Origin of the sequence: Curtobacterium sp. AB7, from assembly GCF_044909335.1 — a bacterium.
In the GTDB taxonomy this organism is placed as follows: domain Bacteria; phylum Actinomycetota; class Actinomycetes; order Actinomycetales; family Microbacteriaceae; genus Curtobacterium.
Genome location: NZ_JBIYED010000008.1, coordinates 124488 through 148086 on the forward strand (window position 1 = coordinate 124488; position 23599 = coordinate 148086).

Genomic DNA, 23599 nt, shown 5'->3' on the forward strand with positions numbered 1-23599 from the left:
CCTACGATCGGTGAGTGCCTCGCATCACCCTCCCCCGCTGGATCACGATCATCGCCGGGCTCGGCGGGCTCGCCATCGGCTGCTTCGCAGCGTCGGTCATCGTCCGCGATCCGTCCAGCGACGGGGCGTGGGTCGCGGTGGTGCTCGGCCTGAGCATCGTCGTGTGGGGGGTCGCCTTCGCGTACCTGGACGACGGGCCGGACACGGATGAACCGGACACGACGGCGGTCGACTCCGTGCCGCGCATGCACCGTGACCGAGCGCATCGTCTGCTGAGCACAGCACTGACGGTGATGGTGTTCACCGCGATCTACGCGATCACCCGCTGGCACCAGGTGCCGGTCGGCTGGGCGCTCGGCGGAGCGGTGATCGCGACGGGACTCCCCATGCTGAACCGCGCCCTCGACCGCCGGATCGCTCGCGACGAGCTGGGCGAGGGCGCGGCCGACTGACGTGCCACGCGTCAGTGCGCGCGCGACGCCATCGCCTCGAAGACCTGCTGGTGCGTGCCGTCGCGCTCGGCGAACCGGAGCGGCAGGACGTTCTGCACCAGGATCTCGGGCGATGCCCCCGACTCCAGCAGCGCGAGGACCTCGTCGGCGAAGGCGTCGAGGGGCATACCGCCGAAGTCAGCTCCGCCCATCAGGTCGGTCGACACCGCCGGGGGAGCGAGCTCGAGCACCGACACCGGGGTCCCGAGCAGCTGCTGACGGAGCGACTGCGTGTACGAGTGGATGCCGGCCTTGGTGGCGTTGTACGTCGGCGTCGCAGTGAGCGGGACGAACGCGAGGCCGGACGAGACCGTGACGATGGTCGAGGCGGGTTGCGCCAACAGGTGCGGCAGGAACGCGTCGATGAGGCGGATCGTGCCGACCAGGTTGGTCTGGATGATCTCGAGCGCGTCGTGGATGTGGTCGGGGGAGCGCAGGTCCTCGTTGCGCATGATCCCCGACATGGTGACGAGGGTGTCGAGCGACGGGTACGCCTCGAGGACGGAGTCGGCGGCCTTCTCGATGGATGCGGCGTCGCTCACGTCGATCTGCACGGTGCCGAAGCCGTGCTCGGCGGCGAGCGAGTCGAGGAGCGACTGGCGGCGCCCGCCGATGACGACGGTGCTGCCCGCGGCCTGCAGGCGCTGGGCCAGGGCGAGGCCGATGCCGGAGGTCGCGCCGGGGATGAAGACGGTGGAGTTCGTGATGTCCATGTCCACCACCATGCGCCGTCGTCGGCGACCCATCCAGACCTCGGTCATCGGGGGATCGGCGATCCCTGGCACGGCGGCGGGAACCGGACGACAATCGGGACCATGGACCGCGCTGCACTCGCCGACTTCCTCCGCCGTCGTCGCGAACTGCTGCGCCCCGAGGACGTCGGCCTCGGCCAGGGACCACGACGCCGGACGCCTGGTCTCCGGCGCGAAGAGGTCGCTGCGCTCGCGGGCATGTCGGTCGACTACTACACGCGCCTCGAGCAGCAGCGTGGGCCGCAGCCGTCGGAGCAGATGATCGCCGCGATCGCCCGGGCGCTGCGCTGCAGTCTCGACGAGCGCGACCACCTTTTCCACCTCGCCGGGCAGAACGCACCGACCCGGTTGCACCGTGCCGACCACGTCGACCCCGCGATCCTGCGGGTGCTCGACCGACTCGAGGACACACCCGCGATCGTGGTCAGCCACCTGGGCGAGACGCTGGTCGAGAACCGGCTCGCCGCGGCGCTGCTCGGGTCGTCCGTCGACCTGCCCGGCAACGAGCGCTACCAGGCATGGCGGTGGTTCGTGACCGGCGACGAGCTGGCGAAGTACGCGCCGGAGCAACACGAGCGACTGGCCCGGGTCGTGGTGGCGTCGCTGCGGGCGGCGGTGGGGCTGGCCGGACCGGGGGACCGTCGGGCCACCGAGCTGATCGCCGAGCTCGAGACCCGCAGCCCCGAGTTCCGCGAGCTCTGGGCACTGCACGAAGTGACGAGCCGCTGGTCCGACAACAAGACGATCGTGCAGCCTGAGCTCGGCCGGATCACCGTCGACTGCCAGGTCCTGCACACCGACGACCAGGCGCAGGCGCTGCTGCTCTTCACCGCACCCCCAGGGTCCGAGGATGCGCAGAAGCTCGAGCTCCTCGGCGTCGTCGGCCAGCAGGCGTTCGCGCGCTGACGCCGCGCACGGTGCGGGTCCGCCCGGCTCGTGCGAGGTTGGTCGAGCCCCCACGGTGCGAGGTCGATGGTCCCGTGCGCCGTTGGCCGCTCGGTGCCGCGCTTCATCCCGCCACCGAGCGATCAACCTCGCACCGGCCGGGCAAGCGCGCACCGTGCGACCCGGACCCCCGGCTCTCTCTCCCCCTCCCGAACCCACCACACGAAGCAACCGCGCGTCACACACTTGGCCGCGTGCGGTATACCGTGCCTAGGGTGGGCGGGTGAGCACTCCCCGCGTGTACGTCATCCACGAGAACCCCGAGTGGTTCCCGCCGCTCGCCGCAGCCTTCGAGGCCGAGGGCGTCCCGGTGCAGGAGATCCTGCTGACCGAGGGACAGATCGACCTCGGTGCCGAGCCGGAGCCCGGTGTGTACTGGTCCCGCATGTCGGCGTCGAGCCACACCCGCGGCCACGAGCACAGCAAGGAGTACACCCGCGCGGTCCTCGGCTGGCTCGAACGAGCGGGTCGCCAGGTCGTCGGCGGCAGCCACGTGCTCGAGCTCGAGGTCTCCAAGGTGGCCCAGCACGGGCTGCTGCAGGACGCCGGGTTCGACGTGCCCCGCACCACCGCCGTGTTCGGCACGACGACGCTCAAGCAGGCGGCACGGGACTTCACGAACGGCCAGGACGTCCCGTTCATCACGAAGCACAACCAGGGCGGCAAGGGCCTGGGCGTCCGCCGGTTCGACTCGCTCGCCGAGTTCGACGCCTACGTCGACTCCCCGGAGTTCGAGGCGGCGGTCGACGGCATCACGCTGCTGCAGGAGTTCCTGACGGCCCGTGAGCCCTTCATCACCCGCGTCGAGTTCGTCGGCGGCGAGTTCGTGTACGCCGTCCGCGTCGACACGAGCGCCGGCAGCTTCGAGCTGTGCCCGGCCGACGCGTGCGAGGTCCCTCAGGTGATCGCTGGAGCAGTATGTGACGTGCCGGGAGCCGAACAGCCGAGCACGTTCAGCGTCCGGACCGAGGTCACCGCCGAGCACCCGCTCGTCCAGCAGCTCCGCACCTTCCTGGCCGACCAGCGCGTCACGATCGCGGGCGTCGAGTTCATGGAGACCACGGACGGCCGCACGGTCGTCTACGACATCAACACGAACACGAACTACAACCCCGCTGTCGAGGAGACCGCGCCGGCCTCCGGCCCGCGCTCGATCGCGCGGTACCTCGGTGGCCTGCTGGAGACGCAGTACGCAGCGCAACTGACGGCCTGAGAACGCAAGAACCACCGGACTGGAGGCCCGTGGCGGGCCCGCCCCGCGCCTCCAGTCCGTTCCGCGCCCCTTCCAGGGCACTCCCCACCTCCCCAAGGAACTCACCCGTGCGATTCGGATACTGGACCCCGCTCTTCGGCGGCTGGCTGCGCAACGTCGAGAACGAGCACATGCCGGTCACCTTCGACTACGTGAAGCGCCTGGCGCAGCGCGCTGAGCGCATCGGTTTCGACCTGACGCTCGTGCCGGAGCTCAACCTCAACGACATCAAGGGCACGGCGGCGCCGTCGCTGGAGGCCTGGTCGCTCGCGGCGGCCATCGCGGCGACGACCGAGCGGCTCGAGATCATGGCGGCGATGCGTCCGGGGTACCACCTGCCGGCCGTCACGGCGAAGCAGGCGGCGACGATCGACGACATCTCGGGCGGACGGTTCACGTTCAACGTCGTCAGCGCGTGGTGGGCGGAAGAAGCGAAGCAGTACGGCGGGATCTTCTCCGAGCACGACGACCGGTACAAGCGCACCGCGGAGTTCGTCGAGGTCATGAAGGGGATGTGGCGGGAGACGCCGTACTCGTTCTCGGGCGAGTACTACGACGTCCAGAACGCCCACCTCGAGCCGAAGCCGCGCGTCACCCCGCGCATCTACGCCGGCGGCGAGAGCGAGGCGGGCAAGGCCGCGATCACCGGGTACGCCGACGCCTACGTGACCCACGGCGGCACGGTCGAGGAACTCCGCACGAAGATCGCCGAGATGAAGCAGCGCCGGGTCGACGCCGGACTGCCGCCGTTCGAGGCGTTCGGCATGGCCGCGTACGTCATCGTCCGCGAGACCGAGGAGGAGGCGCAGGCCGAGCTCGCGCGGATCACCGACGTGCAGCACGGCAACGCGTACGAGTCGTACCAGGACTTCATCTCGAAGTCGCAGCTCGAGCACGTCCCCTCGCTCGAGGACTACTCGGTGTCGAACCGCGGCCTGCGCCCCGGGTTCGTCGGCACGCCGGCGCAGGTCGCTGCCCGGATCAAGGAGTTCGAGGACGCCGGGGTGGACACGCTGCTGCTGCAGTTCTCGCCGCAGCTCGAGGAGATGGACCGCTTCGGCGAACAGGTCATCCCGCTCGTCCGCCCGTCCGTCGGGGCGCAGTCCTGATGGGGGCCGCGGAGACCAGCGCCGAGGACGGCTGGGCGTTCGAGACCCGGCAGATCCGTGCGGGCTTCAAGGCCGACCCGGGGTTCGGTGGCAACGTCCCGCCGATCGCCCAGACCGCGGCCTTCGTCTACCCGTCCGGTGAGGACGCGGCGGACCGCTTCATGCTCAACGCCCCGGGGCACACGTACTCGCGTGTGAACAACCCGTCGGCGGCCGCGCTCGAGCGGCGCATCGCGGACCTCGAGGGCGGCGTCGGTGCGCTCGCCCTGGCGTCCGGGCAGGCGGCCACCTCGTTGGCCGTCCTCGGCGTCGCCCGGGCCGGTGACCACGTCGTGTCGAGTGCCTCGCTGTACGGCGCGACGTACACGCTGTTCGCGTCGACGCTGCACGACCTCGGCATCGCGTTCACCTTCGTGCAGGACCCCACGGACCTGGACGAGTGGGCGGCCGCGGTGCGTCCGGAGACGAAGGCGTTCTTCGGGGAGTCGATCCCGAACCCGCGCGGTGACGTCCTGGACTTCGCGGGGGTGGCCGGGGTCGCGCACGACGCCGGCGTCCCGCTCATCGTCGACAACACCATCGCGACGCCGTACCTGGTCCGGCCGATCGAGCACGGCGCGGACATCGTCGTGCACTCGGCGACGAAGTACCTGGCCGGTCACGGCAGCGCCATCGCCGGGCTCATCGTCGACAGCGGCAACTTCGACTGGGCGGCCCACGCCGACCGGTTCCCGCAGCTCGCGACCACCGAGCAGTCCGGGTTCGCGAACACGGACTTCGCGTCGAAGTTCGGGCGGCGAGCATTCATCCAGCGCACTCGGTCGAAGCTCTCCGCCGACCTCGGTCCGGCGATCGCGCCGTTCAACGCCTTCCTGGTGTTGCAGGGCATCCAGACGCTGTCCCTTCGTATGGACCGGCACGTGTCGAACGCGGCCGCCGTCGCGTCGTGGCTGGACGCGCACGACCAGGTGCTCGGCGTGCACTACGCGGGGCTGCCGTCGTCGCCGTGGCACCACCTGCAGCAGCGCTACGTGCCGAAGGGGCCGTCGGCGGTCCTGGCGTTCGACCTGGACGGCGGGGTCGAGGCCGGACGGCGGTTCGTGGCCGCCCTCGAGCTGTTCGACCACGTGTCGAACATCGGTGACGTCCGGTCGCTCGTCGTGCACCCGGCGTCGACGACCCACGTGCAGATGACGTCGTCGGAGCGCGCCGCGGCGGGTGTGGGCGACGGGCTCATCCGGCTGTCGATCGGCCTCGAGCACATCGACGACGTCCTCGCCGACCTGGCGCGGGGCTTCGCGGCAGCCGCAGCGGGATAGGTTGGGGGCATGACCACGTTGGCCGCCCCGACCCGCGTGCGGACGCGCGCCCCCGGCAAGATCAACGTGTTCCTGTCCGTCGGTGCGCTGCAGGACGACGGCTACCACGACGTGGCGACCGCGTACCAGGCCGTGTCGCTGTACGAGGACGTCACAGCCGAGCACGCCGACGACTTCTCGGTGACGTTCACCGGTCCGATCGACACGTCGAACGTTCCGGTCGACGAGTCGAACCTGGCGATCCGTGCGGCCCGGCTCGTGGCCGACGCCGCGGGGCACCGGGGTGGGGTCCGGTTGACGATCGACAAGCAGGTGCCGGTGGCCGGCGGCATGGGTGGGGGCTCGGCGGACGCCGCGGCCACGCTGCTCGCCGTGGACACGCTCTGGGGCACCGCCCTCGGGCGCGAAGAACTGCTCCGTCTCGCCGCACAGCTCGGCGCGGACGTGCCGTTCGCCTTCGCCGGGGGCACGGCCGTGGGCACCGGGCGCGGCGACGAACTGAGCCCCGCGCTGGCGAAGGGCGAGTTCCACTGGGTCCTCGCGTTGAGCGACGACGGCCTGTCGACCCCGGCGGTCTACCGTGCGCTCGACGAGCACCGGGAGCGCTACCGCGCCGACATCGCACCGGCGCCGTCCCACCCCGTGGTGGAGTCGAACGTGCTGCAGGCGCTGCGCGCCGGCGACCCCGACCTGCTCGCCGACTGCGTCCACAACGACCTGCAGGCCCCGGCCATGCGGCTGCAGCCCGGTCTCGCGTCGACCCTCGAAGTCGGCGAGAAGGCCGGAGCGCTCGCGGGTCTGGTGTCGGGCAGCGGTCCGACGGTGGCGTTCCTCGTCGGCGACCGCGACGCCGCGCTCGAACTGCAGGTCGAACTCAGCGCCGCCGGGCTGGTCGCGCTCCGTGCCACCGGTCCGGTGCACGGCGCCCGCCTCGTGCACTGACCGTCCTGACGGTCAGCGGCTGTACTTCCAGAGGATGACCGTGTCCTCGTGCCACCAGCGCACGACGTGGAACCCCTGGGCCTTCAGCGTCTCGGACACCTGCGGGCGGATGTTCCGCGACGTGGCACCGACGAACCACACGGTGTCGATGTCGTCCAGGCGAGCGGGCACCGTCGTGGCGATGTCGCCGTTCGTGTTCCAGAGCTGGCCGCGTTCGGCTCCCGTGCGCGTGACGGCGAGGTCCCGCATGCCGGTGAAGGCCTCGGGGTAGGCGTCGGCGATGACCTGCGCGGTCGTGGTGGGGTGCCCGTACACGCTGCCGTAGATGACGCCTTCGTCGGAGTCGGTCGCCCAGTTGCGCTCGCGCTCGATCACGGCCGCGGCGTTCGCCCAGTGCGAGGACTGCTTGGCGTGCGGCAGTCGCACGATCGTCGACGTCGGAACGGACACCAGGACCATGGCGACGACGGCCATCGCGATCCAGCGTCGCGGGCGGATGGCCGTGATCGCCAGTCCGATCAGGAGCGCCACGAACGGCAGGCTGATGCTCGCGTACTTGGGGGAGTACAGGTGCTCGCCGGCGGCGGTCGCGGCGACCAGCAGTGCGGTGGGCAGGATCGTCAAGGGCACGGCGACCCGGACGGCCTGCATGCGGAGCAGGTCGCGGGCTGCCGGCGACGGGCGTCGGGCCGCGCGCACCGTCAGCACGACGGCGACGATCATGAGCACCCAGCCGAGGGTCGCGTACGGGTAGACGACGCCGAACCAGGCCGTCGCGAACACCTGCCGCAGGGTGGCCCACCCGATGCCGGTGATCCAGCCGACCTGCTTGGCCTGACCGGCCGCGAGCCCGATGAACGGCAGGACGACCACGGCTGCGGCCGCGGCGGCGACGGCCCAGCGGACGACGACTGCGCGGTCCACCATCGCCGAGGGCACGGCGCCACGGCGGTCGGTCACCGAGGCCTGACGGCGGGCCGCCCGGTCGGCGACGCCGGTCCAGGCGAGCACGACGCCGTGCGCCACGACGGCGAGGGACAGGTAGACGTTGAACACCACGGCCACGGCCGCCAGCACGCCGTAGACGACCCACCACCGCGTCGCGTGGTGCCGCACCCGGGTACGACGGACCGCGGTCAGGCCGACGAGCGTGAGCAGCGCGGCGAAGGTGGTGACGGTCGCGTACGGGCGGCCCTCGGTGCCGGCCCAGGCGACGCGGGGCAGCAGCAGGAAGACCAGACCGGAGACGACCCCCAACCGGACGCCACCGAGCCGCCGGCCGAGCGCAACCACGAGCGCGGCGGCGACCCCGATCGCCAGGGCACTGGGGAAGCGGAGGGTGAACGGGGAGTAACCGACCAGCGCGAGCCAGACGTGCATGAGCGCGTAGTACAGGCCGTGCACCGCGTCGACGTTCTGCAGCTCCGCCCAGAGCGCGGGCCAGCTGCGCTGCGCGCTCGTCAGGGTGGCGGCTTCGTCGTACCAGACCGACGGCACCCACGTGAAGGCCGCGGCGACGACCACACCGACCGCACCGATGGTGACCTCCGGCGCACGCACCAGCGCCCGCACGGTCGACAGGGCGAGCGCCCGGAGCCGTGCGCGCGTCGACGCGTCCGACGTCGTGCGTCGGACCGTGACCGTGCCGGTGCGGGGAGAACTCACGCCCGCGACCGTACCGAGCGGCACTGAGCATCCGCCGCGTCCACCCGCTGAACATTCACATGCAGGGATTCGGCACGACCGGCCAGAATGACGGTATGGACCCCCTCGTCGCCCCCGTCGCAGCGCTCTCCCCGTGGCGGACCCGGCTCGGCTCGCGGACCGCTGCCCTGTCCGACGTCGGCGCCGTCGGGCTCCGGCGCCTGGCCGCTTCACGCGTCCTGGTGGTCGGCGCCGGCGGGCTCGGGGCTCCCGTGGTCGCGTACCTCGCCGGGGTCGGACGGCTCACGATCGTCGACCCCGACGTGGTCGACGCGTCGAACCTCGCGCGTCAGACGCTCTTCACCGCGGCCGACGTCGGATCGTCGAAGGCCGAGGTCGCCGTGGCCCGTGCCCGCGCCGTCGACCCGGAACTCGACGCCGTCGCCGTGGTCGGGTCCTTCAAGCCGGAGCTCGTCGCCGGACACGACGTGGTCGTCGACGCGGCGGACTCCGTCCTGGTCACCCGGGCGGTGTCGGACGCGTGCGCCGACGCCGGCGTGCCGTTCGTCTGGGGCACCGTGCTCGGTCACGACGGCCAGGTCAGCGTCTTCCGCGACGCCGGGCCGGACGGCGTCGACTTCCACGACCTGCACCCCGAGGCCCTGCCGGACGAGGGCTCCTGCGCCCTCGACGGCGTCGTCCCGGCACTGTGCGGTGCCGTCGGAGCGGTGATGGCCGGACAGGTACTGGCCCTGGTCACCGGCACCGGCGAACCGCTGCTCGGACGCGTCCTGACCGTCGATGCACGCCGCTGGCGGTGGAGCGAGAGCACCGTCCGGCGCGGGCCGGCATCACGCCGTCCCGTCGCGGTCGATCCGTCCCGGACCGAGCGCATCGCCCCGTCCGCACTCGCCGCGCGCCTGGCCGACCCCGCGGATCCGGTCGTCGTCGTCGACGTGCGCACCGACGCCGAACGGGCGGACGGCGTGGTCGCCGGAGCCGTCACCGACGACACCGACGCGGCGGACGTGGTCGTCTACTGCGCCCGTGGTCCGCGTGCGGACGCGTGGGCTGCCGCCCAACCGGCCTGGAGGCACGTGACGGTCCTCGACGGCGGGTTCGAGGCCTGGCGCCGCGAAGGGTTGCCCGTGGCGATCGGGCGCATGTCCTGATCCGACACGGATCCGGTCCAGAGCGCCGCTTCCGCGGCTAGGATCGTCGCATCATGACGCAACTGCGGATACGCGACGCTGCCGCCTTCCTCGGGGTCAGTGACGACACCGTGCGCCGCCTCGTCGACGGGGGCACCTTCAGCCGGGCCACCGACGACGCCGGTCGCGCCGTCGTCGACGGTCGGCAGGTGGCCGAGTACGCCCGGGCGCGGAGCACCGAGCTGGCCGCCCCGGACACCGGTGTGAAGAGTTCGGCACGGAACCGCTTCGTCGGCATCGTCACCGACCTGGTCGTCGACACCGTGATGGCGCAGGTCGAACTGCAGTGCGGCCCGCACCGCGTGGTCTCGCTCATGAGCGCCGAGGCGGTGCGCGACCTCGGGCTCGAGGTCGGGTCCGTCGCCGTGGCGTCCGTCAAGGCCACGATGGTCACCGTCGAGGCGCCCACCCACCAGGAGGACCCCCGATGACCAGTCGTCCCCGCTCGCTGCTCGTGCCCCTCGCCGTCGTCGCGGCGCTCGGCCTGGCGTCGTGTTCCACCGCCGACGCTCCGGCCGGGTCGTCGTCGTCGTCGAGCGCGGACGCAGACGTGTCGGGCTCGATCACGGTGTTCGCGGCGGCGTCGCTCCAGAAGACCTTCACCACGCTCGGCAAGGACTTCGAGCTCGCGCACCCCGGCGCCTCGATCGAGTTCTCGTTCGCGGGCTCGAGCGACCTCGTCACCCAGATCCAGAACGGTGCCCCCGCCGACGTGTTCGCGTCCGCCGACGAGGCGAACATGGCGAAGCTGTCCGCGACCGACCTGGCGAGCGGGTCACCGCGGGACTTCGCGACGAACGTCCTCGAGATCGCCGTCGCGCCGGGCAACCCGAAGGGCATCACGAGCCTCGACGACCTGACCCGTCCCGGCGTGCAGCTCGTCACGTGCGCAGTCCCGGTGCCGTGCGGTGCCGCGACGGCGAAGGTCGAGTCCGCGTCGGGCGTCGACCTGCAGCCCGTCAGCGAGGAGCAGTCCGTCACCGACGTGCTCGGCAAGGTCGAGTCCGGTCAGGCCGACGCCGGGCTGGTCTACGTGACCGACGTGCAGGGTGCCGACGGCAAGGTCGACGGTGTCCCGTTCGACGAGTCGAGCGGAGCCGTCAACACGTACCCGATCGGCGTGCTCGAGGAGTCCGAGGACCCGGAGCTCGCGCAGGCGTTCTCCGACTACGTCCGGTCCGCCACCGGCCAGAAGGTGCTCACCGCCGCCGGGTTCGGGAAGCCGTGACCCGTGGCCTCGCGGGCTGACGGACGGCCACCGGTCGCCTGGTGGCTCCCGCTGCCCGCGGTGCTGGGCGGCCTGTTCGTCGTCGTCCCCGTGCTCGCGATGCTCGGTCGGGTCGACTGGTCGTCGTTCGTCGCCCTCGTCACCTCGACGGCGTCGCTCACGGCCCTCGGGCTCAGCCTGGGCACCGCGCTGACCGCCACGGCCGTCGCGTTCGGGCTCGGGTACCCGCTCGCCGTGCTGTTCGCCCGGTCCCGGTCACGGTGGGTGGGGGTCGCCCGCGCTGTCGTGCTGCTGCCGCTCGTGCTGCCGCCCGTCGTCGGCGGACTCGCGCTGCTGGCGGCGTTCGGTCGCCTCGGGGTGGTCGGGGCGTTCCTCGACGACCACGGCCTGCACATCGCGTTCACCACCACGGCGGTCGTCATCGCGCAGACGTTCGTCGCCATGCCGTTCCTGGTGTCCTCGATCGAGGGCGCGCTCCGCGTCGAGGGGGACCGGTACGAGCGGGTCGCCGCGACCCTCGGTGCCGGTCCCACCCGCACGTTCCTCACCGTCACGACCCCGAGGGTCCTGCCCGGCATCGTCTCCGGGCTGGTGCTCTGCTTCGCGCGAGCGCTCGGGGAGTTCGGCGCGACCCTGACGTTCGCGGGCAGCCTGCAGGGGGTCACCCGGACCCTGCCGCTGGAGATCTACCTGCAGCGCGAGGTCGATCCGGACACCGCCGTGGCACTGGCGGTCGTGCTCGTCGTGGTCGCCGTCGTGGTCATCGGCGCCTCGTCGCTCCGGACCCGGGGCGTGGCAGCGTGACCGGGGTCACCGCGCGCATCGTCGTCGAGCGACGAGGGGTCGACGTCGCCCTCGAGGTCGCGGCGGGGGAGTGCGTGGCCGTCATCGGGCCGAACGGGGCGGGCAAGTCCACCGTGGTCGAGGCCCTCGCCGGCCTGCTGCCGATCGACGCCGGCCAGGTGGCCCTCGGCGGCACCGTCGTGTCGGACCAGCGGCGGACCGTCCCCGCCCACCGCCGCCGCATCGGACTCGTCGCCCAGCGACCCGACCTGTTCCCGTTCCTCGACGTGATCGGCAACGTGGCGTTCGGCCCGCGGGCCGCCGGTATCCGAAGATCAGCGGCCCGTGCTCGCGCGCTCCGTGCCCTGGCGACCGTCGGCATCGACGACCTGGCAGGACGGAGCCCCGACGCGCTGTCCGGCGGCCAGGCACAACGCGTCGCCATCGCCCGGGCGCTCGCCACCGACCCGGCGGTCCTGCTGCTCGACGAACCGACGTCGGCGCTCGACGTCGCCGCACGCGACGAGGTCCGTGCCGCCCTCCGGACCGCGATCGGCGGGCGCCCGAGCGTCCTGGTCACGCACGACCCGGTCGAGGTCGTCGCCCTGGCCGACCGGGTCGTCGTCGTCGAGCACGGCCGGGTCGTCGAGGACGGCACTCCCACGGCCGTGCTCGGACGGCCCACGAGTGCCTTCGCGGCGGCGTTCTCCGGACTCGCGCTGGTGCGCGGGACCGCCACCGCGGGTGGGATCGCGACCGACGGCGGGGGCGAGCTGGCGTCGGGGACGCACGCCGTGCCTCCCGGTCGGCCCGCCCTGGGCGCCTTCCACCCGACGGCCGCGGTGCTCACGCGGGACGGCTCCGGACCGGAGCGCACCGTCACGTCGCTCGAACCGCGCGACGGTCTGGTGCGGGTGCGCGCCGGTGACCTGGTCGCCGACCTGACCCTGTCGCGCGTCACGGCACTCGGGATCGGACCCGGCGACGCCGTCCGCGTGCACGTCCCGGCCTCGGAACTGGCGGTGTACGCGCCGCGCGGTTGAGACAATGGGCGGATGACCTCCTGGTTCCCCAAGGCGTGGCCCGTGGCCATCCCGATCCTGGCGGCCGTCGTGCTCGCGTTCTCGTACGGCCGCTACGGACTCGGCACCGTGGTCGTGGCGATCGTCGCGGTCGTGCTCGCCGCCACCGTGCTCGCGGCGGTGCACCACGCCGAGGTCGTCGCGCACCGGGTCGGGGAACCCTTCGGCTCACTCGTGCTCGCCGTCGCGGTCACGATCATCGAGGTCGCGCTGATCATCTCGTTGTCGAGCTCCGGTGGTGCCCAGGCCGAGACCCTGGCGCGTGACACGGTGTTCTCGGCCGTGATGATCACGATGAACGGGTTGGTCGGCCTCGCGATCCTGATCGGGACGCTCCGGCACAACACCGTCCGGTTCAACCAGGAGGGCGCGAGTGCCGCGACGATGACGGTAGCCGCGCTCGCCGTGCTGACCCTGGTGCTGCCGACGTTCACCACCGGCACCGACGACGCGTCCTTCACCGGGACGCAGCTCGTCTTCGTCGCAGTGGCGTCGATCGTGCTCTACGGGCTGTTCGTCGTGACGCAGACCTTAGCCCACCGCGACTTCTTCCTGCCGGTCAACCGTGCCGGCGGGGTGCTCGTCGAGTCCGAGGACGCCCACGCCGCACGCCCGTCCGGTCGCACCACCCTGGTGTCGCTCGGGCTGCTGGTCGTCGCCCTGGTCGCCGTCGTCGGGCTCGCCAAGGTGGAGTCGCCCGCGATCGAGGCCGGCGTCGCCGCGGTCGGCTTCCCGCCGTCGTTCGTCGGTGTCGTGATCGCGCTGCTCATCCTGCTGCCCGAGGGCATCGCGGCGTCGAAGGCCGCCGCCCGCAACCGGATCCAGACGAGCCTGAACCTGGCGATGGGGTCGGCGATGGCGTCGATCGGTCTGACGATCCCCTCCATCGCGGTGGCGTCGCTGTTCATGCCGGGCACGCTGCTGCTCGGGCTCGGGTCGTCCCAGATCGTGCTGCTCGCGCTGACGATCGTCGCCGCGGTGCTCACCGTGCTGCCGGGTCGGGCGACGCGACTGCAGGGTGGGGTGCACCTGGTGATCTTCGCCGCGTTCATCGTGCTGTCCGTCTCGCCGTAGGGGCGGCGGCGGCCGGGCGGCGGCGGCCGGGCGGCGTACCTGGCCGGATCGGGCGTACCTGGTCGGAAGTTCTGCCCCGGTACGCCCGGAAACACCAGGCATTGTGGGCGTTCTGGGAAAGAACGAGCGCGCCGCTCAGCCGCCGGCGAAGGGGGGCATGACGTCGACGACTCCGACTCCGGACAGTTCGGTGCTGCGGTCGCGGGTCGTCACGCCGTCGACCAGGTACGAGCACCGCTCCTGCAACGCACTCCAGCGCGACGGGTCGGCAGCGGTGACCTCGCGCAGCGCCTCGTCGAGAGTGCCGGCCGCGGTGGTGAGCGTGTCCGCACCGACCGCCGCCCGGGCAGCGGCGAAGAACCGGATCGTGGTCATGTCTCAGCCGCCGATCGCGCTCATGCCGCGCGTCGGGTGCACGAGCTCGTCGCTGTCGTCGCCGTGGTCGCGCGGCTTCGCCCACATCGCCCGGCGCCACAGCTCGGTCACCTCGTCGTCGGAGACCCCGGCGCGCATCGGCCCGAGGACGTCGGTCTCCGCGTCGGAGAACAGGCAGCTCCGGACGTTGCCGTCGGCGGTCAACCGGGTGCGGGTGCAATCGGCGCAGAAGGACTCGGTGATGCTCGCGATGATCCCGACGGTGCCGAGCAGCACGCCGATGCCCGACGCAGCGGCGTGGTCGCGTGCGTGCACCCGGTACCGCTCGGCCGGGGCGCCGTCACGCGGGGCCTCGTCCGGCGTCAGCACGAACGACGACGCCAGCATCGCCCGGGTCTCGGCAGCGGTCACCATCTCGGTGCGGTCCCAGGCGTGGTCGGGGTCGAGCGGCATCTGCTCGATGAACCGCAGCTCGTAGCCCCGGTCGAGGCACCAGCGCAGCAACTCCGGCGCGGCCTCGTCGTTGATCCCGCGCAGCAGCACCGCGTTGACCTTGATGTCGAGGCCGGCGTCGTGGGCGGCGGACAGCCCGGCGATGACCTTGTCGAGGAACGGGCGGCGGGTCACGGTGGTGAACACGTCCGGGTCGACGGTGTCGAGCGACACGTTCACGCGCCGCAGCCCGGCGTCGTACAGGGCCTGGGCGCGGTGGGCGAGACCGATGGCGTTCGTGGTGAGCGACAGTTCCGGGGCGTCGGGCAGCGCGGCGCACCGGGCGATCACGTCGACCAGGTCGTGCCGGAGCATCGGCTCGCCACCGGTGAAGCGCACCTTGCGCACGCCGAAGCGCGACGCCCCGATCCGGACCAGCCGCTCGATCTCGGCGGCGGTCATCAGGGCGTCGTCGGGGGCGAAGGGCAGCCCGGCGGCCGGCATGCAGTAGGTGCAGCGCAGGTTGCACCGTTCGGTCAGCGACACCCGCAGGTCGATCGCACGACGCCCGAAGCGGTCGACGAGCCCGGCGGACGCCGGGTCCACGGTCGTGCCGAGCAGGGTCGCGGGTGCCATGCGGCTCAGCGTACGTGTTCGACGCGCCGGAACGACAGCCGTTCCCACCAGCGTCGCCAGTCCGACCGGCTCGTGCGCAGGAGCGTCACCACCACGATGACGGCCACGGCGGCGAGCAGCCACCACCGGTAGGCGTCCGTCGACGGCCACACCCCGCGCAGCGCGATGGCGAGCCCGATCGACAGCCACTCCCACCGCCCGGACAGCACCACGAACGGGATGAGCAGCAGCGCGTACCAGGGGTAGCGCGGGGTCACGGCGAGGAAGGTGACGCCGATCATCAGGACCTCGCCGGACCACGGCCGCGACGGGTCGGACAGTCGCCACGCGACGAAGGCGGCGAGCAGCACGGCGAGCCCGACCACCACCGTTGCGGCGTCGCCACGGAAGACCATCGACACCAGAGCGAAGCGCGAGCCGTCCTCGTAGCCCTCCTCGCTCAGGTACCCGGGCAGGTACCCGAGCACGTCGAGCCCGGTCGTGAGCACGTAGGGCACGTAGAGCAGCCCGAACACGGCGATCCCGACCGGGATCGCCCACCAGGAACGCCACCGGCCGAGCAACGGCGGGTACACGATCGCGGGGATGAGCTTCGTGGCCGTGGCCGCTCCGAGCGCGATCCCGCCCCAGATCGGTCGGCCGAACGCGACGAGCACGGCACCCGCGGTCGCGAGCGCCGCGCCGAGGGCATCGACGTGCGAGTTCGTCACGGCCTCGGAGGCCACGAGCGGCGACCAGGCCCAGAGTGCGGCCCACCACGTCGGGCGACCGGTCTTCCGCAGCACCACGACGAGGGCGACGGTGACGAGGAGCGACAGCAGCAGCCCCGCGACCTGGAACGGCATGTACTGCGCGGTCGCCGGCACGAAGGCGCGGACCGCGGCGAACCAGAGCTGCGCCATCGGCGGGTAGATCGTCGTCACGTCGGGGCGGTTGATCGGGGTGCAGTGGCCGTCCGCACCGTCGCCGAGGCCACGGAACCGGGGCTTGAGGTCGTCGCACGTGCCGTTCACCTTGTCCGGGAACAGCCAGTCGGGCCGCAGCCCGGAGAGTGCCGTGGACTGGGGTGTGTGCGCGTACGGTGAGACTCCGGCATGCTGGACGATGCCGTCCCACGCGTACCGCGCCGAGTCGGTGCTCGTGCTCGGGGGGCCGGCCAACGCCGCGAGACCGACCACCACTGCCCCGACCACGACCACGGCGGTCGTCCACCGGGCGGGCACGAACCGCAGCGCGAGCACGGCGATCACGAACACCGTCCAAGCGATCAGCGTCCACGCAACGAATGACGAACGAGTGCCGGATCGGAGGAACCCCAGATGCGTGACGCCGAAGGCGATGACGCCCGCGAGGGCGAGTACTCCGACGACCGCTCCCACGAGGGCGAGGCGGGCACCGGGGCCGACGGCGGAGGACGGTCGGACGGAACGCAGTCGGTCGCTCATGGTCCGTCGAGGCTAGCGGGCGTGCGGCGCCTGCTGTTCGAGGCGCGGGCCGCACTGGCCTCGCCGAACCGGAACGCGCGCTCCGCGGTGGTGCTCGGACGACTGCTCGGCATCGCCTTCGTGGTCTGCTTCGGCACCGGCATCTACAGTCACCTGCTGCAGGAGCCCCTCGGCTGGATGCGGTTCCCGACCCGGCCGACGCAGCTCTACCAGTTCACACAGGGCCTGCACATCACCACCGGCATCGCGATCATCCCGCTGCTGCTGGCCAAGCTCAACACCGTCATGCCCGCGCTGGTGCAGGTCCCGCCGGTGCGCGGCGTGCTCCACCTGTTCGAGCGGCTGTCGATCGCCGTGCTCGTGTCGGCGTCGATCATCCAGGTCACGACCGGCCTGCTCAACACGTACCAGTGGTACCCGTGGCCGTTCCCGTTCCGTCAGGTCCACAACGCGATGGCGTACGTGATCATCGGGTCGCTCGTCATCCACATCGCGTCGAAGCTGCCGGTGATCGCCCGCTACTGGCGGAAGCGCGACTCCTACGACGAGCAGGGCCGGTTCATCGCGGATCCCGCGTCCGGCAGTGAGCTGCTCCCACCCGTCCGGGAGGCCCGCCCCGCGTCCGCCCCGCCGGCTGCGGTCGCCGAGACGGCCGGCTCGACGGCCCCCGGCCTGCTCGGCCGCGTGTTCCGCTGGATCGACGGCGTCGACGCGGTCGACGCAGCCCCCGACCAACCGACGGCCGACGTGCCGGAGCCGACCCGGGCCTCCCGGTCGGTCGACGATCGCGCACAGGGCCGACGCCAGCGGATCGCACGACGCGGGTTCTTCGGCGGCGTGACGGCCGCGGTCGTCGGCGTCGTCGCCCTGACGGCGGGGCAGTCCTCGAAGCTCGCCGAACCGTTCAACGTGTTCGGCGCGCGCCAGCGCGGTCTCGGCGCCAACGGCCTGCCGGTCAACCGCACCGCCCGCGCGGCGGGGGTGCTCGCCAGCGCGACCGCCGCGGACTGGACGCTGACGGTCGTCGGACCCGACGTGACGCGGACCTTCGTGCGCGCGGAACTCGTCGCGCTCGGCACCACCGAGGTCGACCTGCCGATCTCGTGCGTCGAGGGGTGGAGCCAGATGGGCAGCTGGAAGGGCGTGCGGATGCGTGACCTGCTCGGCGCCGTGCAGGCCGAACCCGGTTCGCACGTGCGCGTCACGAGCCTGGAACGGCACGGCGGCTACCGGATCATGGACATGGGGCCGGAGTACGCCGAGGACCCGACCACCCTGGTCGCGCTCGAGCTGAACGGTTCGACGCTCGACCTGGACCACGGGTTCCCGGCGCGGATCATCGCCCCGGGGCGACCGGGCGTGCTGCAGACCAAGTGGATCGAGAAGATCGAGGTGCTGCGGTGAAGGCCGCACGGATCGTGCTCGTCGTGCTCGGCGTGCTGGTGATCGCGTTCGGCGCCTACGTCCTGGTGACGTCCGTGTCTCCGAAGCGCATCGGCGGGCTGGCCGCCTGGCTGCTCGGCGCGGTGATCCTGCACGACGCGATCCTGTCGCCGTTCGTCGTCGGCGCCGGACTGCTCCTGCGTCGCGCGGGACGGTCGCTCCGGGCGTGGGTGCTCGTCGTGGTGCAGACGGTGATCGTGCTCGGCAGCGTGCTGGCCCTCGTGGTGCTGCCCGAGATCGCGGCGAAGCGGCACGGGCAGAAGAACCCCACGATCCTGCCGTTCGACTACGGCACGCGGTTGCTGATCGTCGAGGGCGTGCTGCTGCTCGTGGTGGTGGCGGTGCTCGTCATCGGGGTGGTCCGGGCGCGGCGGTCGCGTTCCGGTGGCCCGCGCGTCGACGGTGCGCGCGCCACTGGTTGAACCGACAACCATTCGGGTAGGATGCAGACATGACCGACGAGACCCCGTGGCTCACCCGCGAGCAGCTGCGCGCGTGGATGAAGCTCGTGGCCGTCATGGAACTCCTGCCGGCCGCGCTCGACCAACAGCTGCAGCGCGACGCCGACCTGACGCACTTCGACTACATGGTCATCGCGATGCTCTCCGAGACCGACGGCCGCACGCTGCGGATGTCGGCCCTGGCCTCGGCCACGAACGCCTCGCTGCCCCGGCTGTCGCACGTGGTGTCCCGGCTCGAGAAGCGCGGGCTCGTGACGCGCTGCCCGTCGACCTCGGACCGCCGGGCGACCGACGTCCGGCTCACCGACGCCGGGTACGCCACCATCGTCGAGGCCGCTCCGGACCACGTCCGCACCGCACGCCACGTCGTGATCGACGCCCTGAGCGACGAGCAGGTCGTCCAGCTCGACGGCATCGCGGCCGCACTGCTGACGCGGCTCGACCCCGAGGGGCGGTTCGCTGCCCTGACGTACCCGCGGGACGACGACGACACCGCGATCTGCGAGGCCCGGCTGACCGGCGCCAGCACCGACTGAACGGCGCTGTGCGCCCGGCGCTGCAGGCTCGGTCGTTGCAATAGGCTCGGCCCATGACCGACCCCGCCGCGCCGTCCGACACGTACTCCTACCTCGGACCCGCCGGCACCTTCACCGAGGCGGCCCTGAAGCTCGTCGAGGCCGCGGCAGGCAAGCCGTGGCGGAGCGTCAACAACGTCGGTGAAGCCCTCGACGACGTCATGTCCGGCCGGTCGGTCGGTGCGGTCATCGCGATCGAGAACAGCGTCGACGGTGGCGTCAGCGCGACGCAGGACGCCCTCGCCCGGATTCCCGGGGTGCGGATCGTGGGGGAGTACCTGGTCCCGGTCGACTTCGTGCTCGTCGCGCGCCCCGGCACCGTGCTCGCCGACGTCCGCACCGTGAACGCCCACCCGGTGGCGTACGCGCAGACCCACAACTGGCTCGAGGCGAACCTGCCCGGCCACGGTCACATCCCGGCGTCGTCCAACGTCGCCGCCGCGCTCGCCCTGCTCGAGGCGAACCCCACCGCCGACGCCGCCGTCGCACCGCCCGGCATCACCGACCACCACGACGTCGTCGTGCTGGCGTCGTCGATCGGCGACAACGCCTCGGCCGTCACCCGCTTCGTGCTCGTGTCGAAGACGCTGGCGCTGCCCGAGCCGACCGGCGCCGACAAGACCAGCGTCATCGTCGAGCTGCCCGCCGACCACCCAGGCGCCCTGGTCGACATGCTCGAGCAGTTCGCGACGCGGGGCATCAACATGGGGCTGCTGTCGTCACGCCCGATCGGTGACGAGCTCGGCCGCTACCGGTTCGTCATCGACCTCGACGGGCACGTGCGCGACGAGCGGGTCGCGGACGCGCTGCTCGGCCTGCGCCGGTTCAGCCCGCGCGTGACGTTCCTCGGCTCGTACCCGCGTGCCGACGGCGCGCAGCCCGAGGTGCCGGCGCGCTACTCGGACGCCGCGTTCGTCGAGGCCCGGGACTGGCTGCGCGCCATCGTGTCCGGCGAGCCCGACGCGGGCTGACGGTTGCTGATCGGCCGGCGCTGCCTGTCGGCCGCTGCTGCCCGCTGCTGCCGCTCGGTGCGAGGTTGATCACTCCGTGCGCCCGAACAACCTCGCACCGAGTGAGCAACCGCGCACCGGCCGCACCGCCCGCGCACCGCTCAGCGCTTGCGGCCGCGCACCCGGCTCGGCCGCGGCTCCACCGTCGGCACCTTGACGGTCAGCGAACCGGGGTCGATCCGCGCGCGGAACGCCGTGATCTCGCCCACCGGGTCCCCGTCGATCTCGAACTCGTCGGGCTTCTCGAGCCGCAGCGTGAACTCCTCGCCGCGCATGTACCGCAGCGGGCGTTCCTGCTTCGCGGCCGTCGTGATGCGTCGACCGATCAGGGTGTCGGACAGTGCTGAGCGACGGAACCAGCGCAGGATGCCGTTCTCCCAGAACACCCGGGCACCGATCCGGACCCAGCCGAAGAACCCGCGGGGTCGCATCACGACGATGTCGAACACGCCGTCGTCGATCTCGGCGTCGGGCAGGAGCATCGCGTTGGCCTGCAGCATGCCGCAGTTGCCGACGATCACCGAGTGCGCGCGCACCGAACCGTTGCGGGCCGACTCGTCGAGCCGGTACTTGAACTCGAAGCCGTCGGTGTCCCGCACGGAACGCAGCAACGAGTCGAGGTAGGCGAGCCACCCGACGCGCTTCTTCAGCTCGGGGCGGGTGTTCGCGATCATCCGGGCGTCGAGCCCGAGGCCCGCCATCACGACGAAGCCGAACTGCTCGCGGTCCCCGTCCGGCCGCTCGATGCCGATCAGGCCGAAGTCGATCGACCGGTCGTGGCCGGAGAAGATCGTGTGCGCGCTGCTCGCAAGGTCGTCGAGGGGGAGCTTCATGTTGCGGGCGAGCAGGTTGCCCGTGCCGCTCGGCAGCAGTGCGAGCGCGGCACCGGAGCCGTGCACGACCTCGGCGACGGCGCGCACGGTGCCGTCACCACCCGCGGCGGCGATGACGTCCGCCCCGGCGTCGAGTGCTGCGCGTGCCATGCCTCCGCCCGGGTCCTCCTCGGTGGTCTCGAACCACAGGGTCTCGGACCAGCCGGCCTCCTGCTGGTGCTGCTCGACGGTGGCCTTGAGGGTGGGCAGGTGGACCTTGACCGGGTTGTAGACCACGGCTGCCGTCCGGTGCTCGGTGGGGAGGGCGTCCTGGTCCGCGGGCGCGGTCTCCGAAGGGGTCGACATGCGACCAACGGTACCGACCGGACGCTGCGAGCGGCGGGTTCCTCCCCATGTCCTCGCCTCTAGGATGGAGCGGTGATCGATCCCCAGCTGCTTCGTGACAACCCGGACGTCATCAAGGCCTCGCAGGAGTCCCGCCGTGCATCCGTCGCCGTGGTCGACGAGGCCGTCGCCGCCGACGCCGCCCGACGCAGCGCGATCACCGCGTTCGAGTCGCTCCGCGCCGAGCAGAACGCCTTCGGCAAGACCGTCGCCAAGGCCCCGAAGGACGAGAAGGCCGCGCTCGTGCAGCAGGCCCAGGCGCTCTCGGCTCGGGTGAAGGAAGCCCAGGCGACCGTCACCGCGGCCGAGGAGACCTTCAACTCCGTCGTGCGCGCCATCCCGAACGTCGTGCTGCCCGGCGTCCCCGCCGGTGGTGAAGAGGACTTCGTCACCCTCCGCATCGTCGGTACCAAGCCCGAGTTCGACTTCGAGCCGAAGGACCACGCCGACCTCGGTGAGCACCTCGGCATCATCGACATCCCGCGCGGCGTGAAGGTCTCCGGGTCGCGCTTCTACTTCCTGCGCGGTCTCGGCGCGCGGCTCGAGATCGCGCTCATGTCGCTCGGACTCGACCGCGCCATCGCCGCCGGGTTCGAACCGCTCATCACCCCGACGCTCGTCCGCCCCGAGACGATGGCGGGCACCGGCTTCCTCGGTGAGCACGCGGCCGAGGTCTACCGGCTCGAGGCCGACGACCTGTACCTGACCGGCACGAGCGAGGTCGCCCTCGCGGGCTTCCACGCCGACGAGATCCTCGACATCGAGAACACCGCGCACCGCTACGCCGGCTGGTCGACCTGCTACCGGCGCGAAGCCGGCTCGGCGGGCAAGGACAACCGCGGCATCCTGCGCGTGCACCAGTTCAACAAGCTCGAGATGTTCGCCTACGTCCACCCGGACCAGGCCGAGGCCGAGCACGAGAAGCTCGTGTCGTACCAGGAGCAGATGCTGCAGGACCTCGGGCTGCACTACCGCGTGATCGACGTCGCCGCGGGTGACCTCGGCACGAGCGCGGCGAAGAAGTACGACATCGAGGCCTGGGTCCCGACGCAGGGCACCTTCCGCGAGCTCACTTCGACGTCGAACTGCACGACGTTCCAGGCTCGTCGCCTCGACATCCGGTACCGCACCGAGAGCGGCAAGACCGCCCCGGTCGCCACCCTGAACGGCACCCTCGCGACCACCCGCTGGATCGTCGCGATCCTCGAGACCCACCAGCAGGCCGACGGCTCCGTCGTCGTGCCCGAGGTGCTGCGCCCCTACCTCGGTGGCGTCGAGGTGATCGAACCCCGATGAGCGCGCAGGGGCGGTTCGTGGACGGTGCGGCGCAGGGCGCGGGCGCCGGTGCTCCCGCCCGCACGAAGCGGTGGCTGGTGGCGCTCGACATCGACGGCACCACCATGCGCGAGGACGGCGTCATCACCGAGTCGGTGGTCGCCGCCGTGCGCGATGCCGAGGCCGCCGGGCACGAGGTCATGCTCTCCACGGGCCGCAGCGAGGGCATGACGGTACCGCTGCTCGAGACCCTCGGCATCGAGCCGAAGTACCTCGTCTGCGCCAACGGCGCGCTGACCCTGGCCCGTCGTCCGGACGGGTCCTACGAGCGCATCCACGTCGAGCACTTCGACCCGAGCGACGTGCTGCAGACCATCCGCGGTGCCCTGGAGAACGCGGCCTTCGGCGTCGAGGACGAGACCGGCCACTTCCGGTTGTCCGAGAACTTCCCCGCCGACACCATGACGAACGCCGGCGAGCTGGTGCCGTTCGAGCAGCTGCTCACGGTCGAGGCCACCCGCGTCGTCGTGATCTCGCCGGAGCACGGGCTCGAGGAGTTCCTGCAGATCGTCGAGGACATGGGCCTGCACAAGGTCTCGTACACCGTCGGCTGGACCGCGTGGCTCGACATCGCACCCGAGGGCGTGACGAAGGCCACCGCCATGGAACGCGTGCGCGAGTGGCTCGACATCCCCCGGTCGCGCGTCTTCGCCGCGGGCGACGGTCGCAACGACATCGACATGCTCCGGTGGGCCTCGACCTCAGGCCGTGGCGTCGTGATGGGCCAGGCGCCCGACGACGTCGTCGACGCCGGCAACGAACTCACCGGTGGGGTGTCCGACGACGGCTTGGCAGCGGCGCTCGACTCCCTGCCGCGCTGACCCCGGCATGCGCTGAC

Annotated in this window: 24 protein-coding genes; 18 read left to right on the forward strand and 6 right to left on the reverse strand. The window is 71.9% G+C overall.

The features are described from left to right. The first annotated feature begins 14 nt into the window (after positions 1-14). Complete coding sequence (locus tag ABH929_RS15570) at positions 15-452, forward strand: hypothetical protein (RefSeq protein ID WP_404561844.1); 438 nt, start codon at positions 15-17, stop codon at positions 450-452. 11 nt (positions 453-463) lie between these two features. On the opposite strand, the gene ABH929_RS15575 is transcribed toward ABH929_RS15570, so the two are convergent. Continuing rightward, positions 464-1204 (reverse strand): SDR family oxidoreductase, encoded by a 741-nt coding sequence (locus ABH929_RS15575; protein ID WP_404561873.1) that lies wholly within the window; start codon positions 1202-1204, stop codon positions 464-466. A 102-nt stretch (positions 1205-1306) separates the two neighbouring features. Between ABH929_RS15575 and ABH929_RS15580 the strand changes: the two genes are divergently transcribed. The 5 genes from ABH929_RS15580 to ABH929_RS15600 all read left to right on the forward strand — a co-directional run bounded on the left by ABH929_RS15580 (position 1307) and on the right by ABH929_RS15600 (position 6810). Then, positions 1307-2149 carry a helix-turn-helix transcriptional regulator gene (locus ABH929_RS15580; RefSeq protein WP_404561845.1) on the forward strand — a complete coding sequence of 281 codons (843 nt, stop codon included), beginning with the start codon at positions 1307-1309 and terminating at the stop codon, positions 2147-2149. 262 nt (positions 2150-2411) lie between these two features. Then, positions 2412-3401, forward strand: a complete 990-nt coding sequence (locus ABH929_RS15585) for a RimK family alpha-L-glutamate ligase (protein ID WP_404561846.1) — start codon at positions 2412-2414, stop codon at positions 3399-3401. A 107-nt stretch (positions 3402-3508) separates the two neighbouring features. Continuing rightward, complete coding sequence (locus ABH929_RS15590; protein WP_404561847.1) at positions 3509-4549, forward strand: LLM class flavin-dependent oxidoreductase; 1041 nt, start codon at positions 3509-3511, stop codon at positions 4547-4549. Next, positions 4549-5868 carry an O-acetylhomoserine aminocarboxypropyltransferase/cysteine synthase family protein gene (locus ABH929_RS15595; RefSeq protein WP_404561848.1) on the forward strand — a complete coding sequence of 440 codons (1320 nt, stop codon included), beginning with the start codon at positions 4549-4551 and terminating at the stop codon, positions 5866-5868. The genes ABH929_RS15590 and ABH929_RS15595 overlap by 1 nt, the downstream gene beginning before the upstream one ends. A gap of 9 nt (positions 5869-5877) precedes the next feature. Next, on the forward strand, positions 5878-6810 hold the full coding sequence (locus ABH929_RS15600) for a 4-(cytidine 5'-diphospho)-2-C-methyl-D-erythritol kinase (RefSeq protein WP_263089965.1): 933 nt from the start codon (positions 5878-5880) through the stop codon (positions 6808-6810). Positions 6811-6822: 12 nt separating this feature from the next. Here the strand turns inward: ABH929_RS15600 and ABH929_RS15605 are convergent, their stop codons facing one another. Further along, positions 6823-8475 (reverse strand): glycosyltransferase family 39 protein, encoded by a 1653-nt coding sequence (locus tag ABH929_RS15605; protein ID WP_404561849.1) that lies wholly within the window; start codon positions 8473-8475, stop codon positions 6823-6825. Between the two features lie 95 nt (positions 8476-8570). On the opposite strand from ABH929_RS15605, the gene ABH929_RS15610 reads away from it, so the two are divergent. Genes ABH929_RS15610 through ABH929_RS15635 form a run of 6 tightly spaced genes read left to right on the forward strand, consistent with a single transcriptional unit; the run spans position 8571 to position 13832 of the window. After that, a complete protein-coding gene (locus ABH929_RS15610; protein WP_404561850.1) occupies positions 8571-9626 on the forward strand; it encodes a ThiF family adenylyltransferase in 1056 nt (351 codons plus the stop codon). Positions 9627-9679: 53 nt separating this feature from the next. Beyond that, entirely contained in the window at positions 9680-10096 is a 417-nt protein-coding gene (locus ABH929_RS15615; protein WP_263089972.1) for a molybdopterin-binding protein, read from the forward strand. Next, positions 10093-10893 carry a molybdate ABC transporter substrate-binding protein gene (modA, locus tag ABH929_RS15620; protein ID WP_404561851.1) on the forward strand — a complete coding sequence of 267 codons (801 nt, stop codon included), beginning with the start codon at positions 10093-10095 and terminating at the stop codon, positions 10891-10893. Before ABH929_RS15615 ends, modA begins: the two co-directional genes overlap by 4 nt. Positions 10894-10896: 3 nt before the next feature. Next, entirely contained in the window at positions 10897-11697 is an 801-nt protein-coding gene (locus ABH929_RS15625) for an ABC transporter permease (protein ID WP_263089974.1), read from the forward strand. Then, on the forward strand, positions 11694-12719 hold the full coding sequence (locus ABH929_RS15630; protein ID WP_404561852.1) for an ABC transporter ATP-binding protein: 1026 nt from the start codon (positions 11694-11696) through the stop codon (positions 12717-12719). The genes ABH929_RS15625 and ABH929_RS15630 overlap by 4 nt, the downstream gene beginning before the upstream one ends. Positions 12720-12731: 12 nt before the next feature. Continuing rightward, entirely contained in the window at positions 12732-13832 is a 1101-nt protein-coding gene (locus ABH929_RS15635; RefSeq protein WP_404561853.1) for a calcium:proton antiporter, read from the forward strand. Positions 13833-13967: 135 nt separating this feature from the next. Here ABH929_RS15635 and ABH929_RS15640 read toward each other — a convergent pair whose 3' ends face one another. Genes ABH929_RS15640 through ABH929_RS15650 form a run of 3 tightly spaced genes read right to left on the reverse strand, consistent with a single transcriptional unit; the run spans position 13968 to position 16720 of the window. Then, on the reverse strand, positions 13968-14207 hold the full coding sequence (locus ABH929_RS15640) for a MoaD/ThiS family protein (protein WP_404561854.1): 240 nt from the start codon (positions 14205-14207) through the stop codon (positions 13968-13970). A 3-nt stretch (positions 14208-14210) separates the two neighbouring features. Further along, positions 14211-15275, reverse strand: a complete 1065-nt coding sequence (moaA, locus tag ABH929_RS15645) for a GTP 3',8-cyclase MoaA (protein ID WP_263089979.1) — start codon at positions 15273-15275, stop codon at positions 14211-14213. Between the two features lie 5 nt (positions 15276-15280). Next, positions 15281-16720 (reverse strand): glycosyltransferase 87 family protein, encoded by a 1440-nt coding sequence (locus tag ABH929_RS15650; RefSeq protein WP_404561855.1) that lies wholly within the window; start codon positions 16718-16720, stop codon positions 15281-15283. A gap of 21 nt (positions 16721-16741) precedes the next feature. Between ABH929_RS15650 and ABH929_RS15655 the strand changes: the two genes are divergently transcribed. From ABH929_RS15655 to pheA, 4 genes are read left to right on the forward strand one after another with little or no spacing between them, the layout of a single operon-like run. Then, entirely contained in the window at positions 16742-18124 is a 1383-nt protein-coding gene (locus tag ABH929_RS15655) for a molybdopterin-dependent oxidoreductase (RefSeq protein ID WP_404561856.1), read from the forward strand. Then, positions 18121-18585, forward strand: coding sequence for a hypothetical protein (locus ABH929_RS15660; RefSeq protein ID WP_404561857.1), 465 nt, complete (start codon positions 18121-18123; stop codon positions 18583-18585). Before ABH929_RS15655 ends, ABH929_RS15660 begins: the two co-directional genes overlap by 4 nt. Positions 18586-18614: 29 nt before the next feature. Then, positions 18615-19160, forward strand: a complete 546-nt coding sequence (locus ABH929_RS15665) for a MarR family winged helix-turn-helix transcriptional regulator (protein ID WP_123291838.1) — start codon at positions 18615-18617, stop codon at positions 19158-19160. A gap of 53 nt (positions 19161-19213) precedes the next feature. Then, positions 19214-20170 (forward strand): prephenate dehydratase, encoded by a 957-nt coding sequence (gene pheA / locus ABH929_RS15670; protein ID WP_404561858.1) that lies wholly within the window; start codon positions 19214-19216, stop codon positions 20168-20170. 140 nt (positions 20171-20310) lie between these two features. On the opposite strand, the gene ABH929_RS15675 is transcribed toward pheA, so the two are convergent. Beyond that, on the reverse strand, positions 20311-21387 hold the full coding sequence (locus tag ABH929_RS15675) for a diacylglycerol kinase family protein (RefSeq protein ID WP_263089987.1): 1077 nt from the start codon (positions 21385-21387) through the stop codon (positions 20311-20313). 72 nt (positions 21388-21459) lie between these two features. Between ABH929_RS15675 and serS the strand changes: the two genes are divergently transcribed. Next, positions 21460-22722: a serine--tRNA ligase gene (serS, locus tag ABH929_RS15680; protein ID WP_404561859.1), complete on the forward strand. Its 1263-nt coding sequence runs from the start codon at positions 21460-21462 to the stop codon at positions 22720-22722. After that, positions 22719-23582, forward strand: a complete 864-nt coding sequence (locus ABH929_RS15685) for an HAD-IIB family hydrolase (protein WP_263089988.1) — start codon at positions 22719-22721, stop codon at positions 23580-23582. Before serS ends, ABH929_RS15685 begins: the two co-directional genes overlap by 4 nt. Positions 23583-23599: the final 17 nt, after the last annotated feature.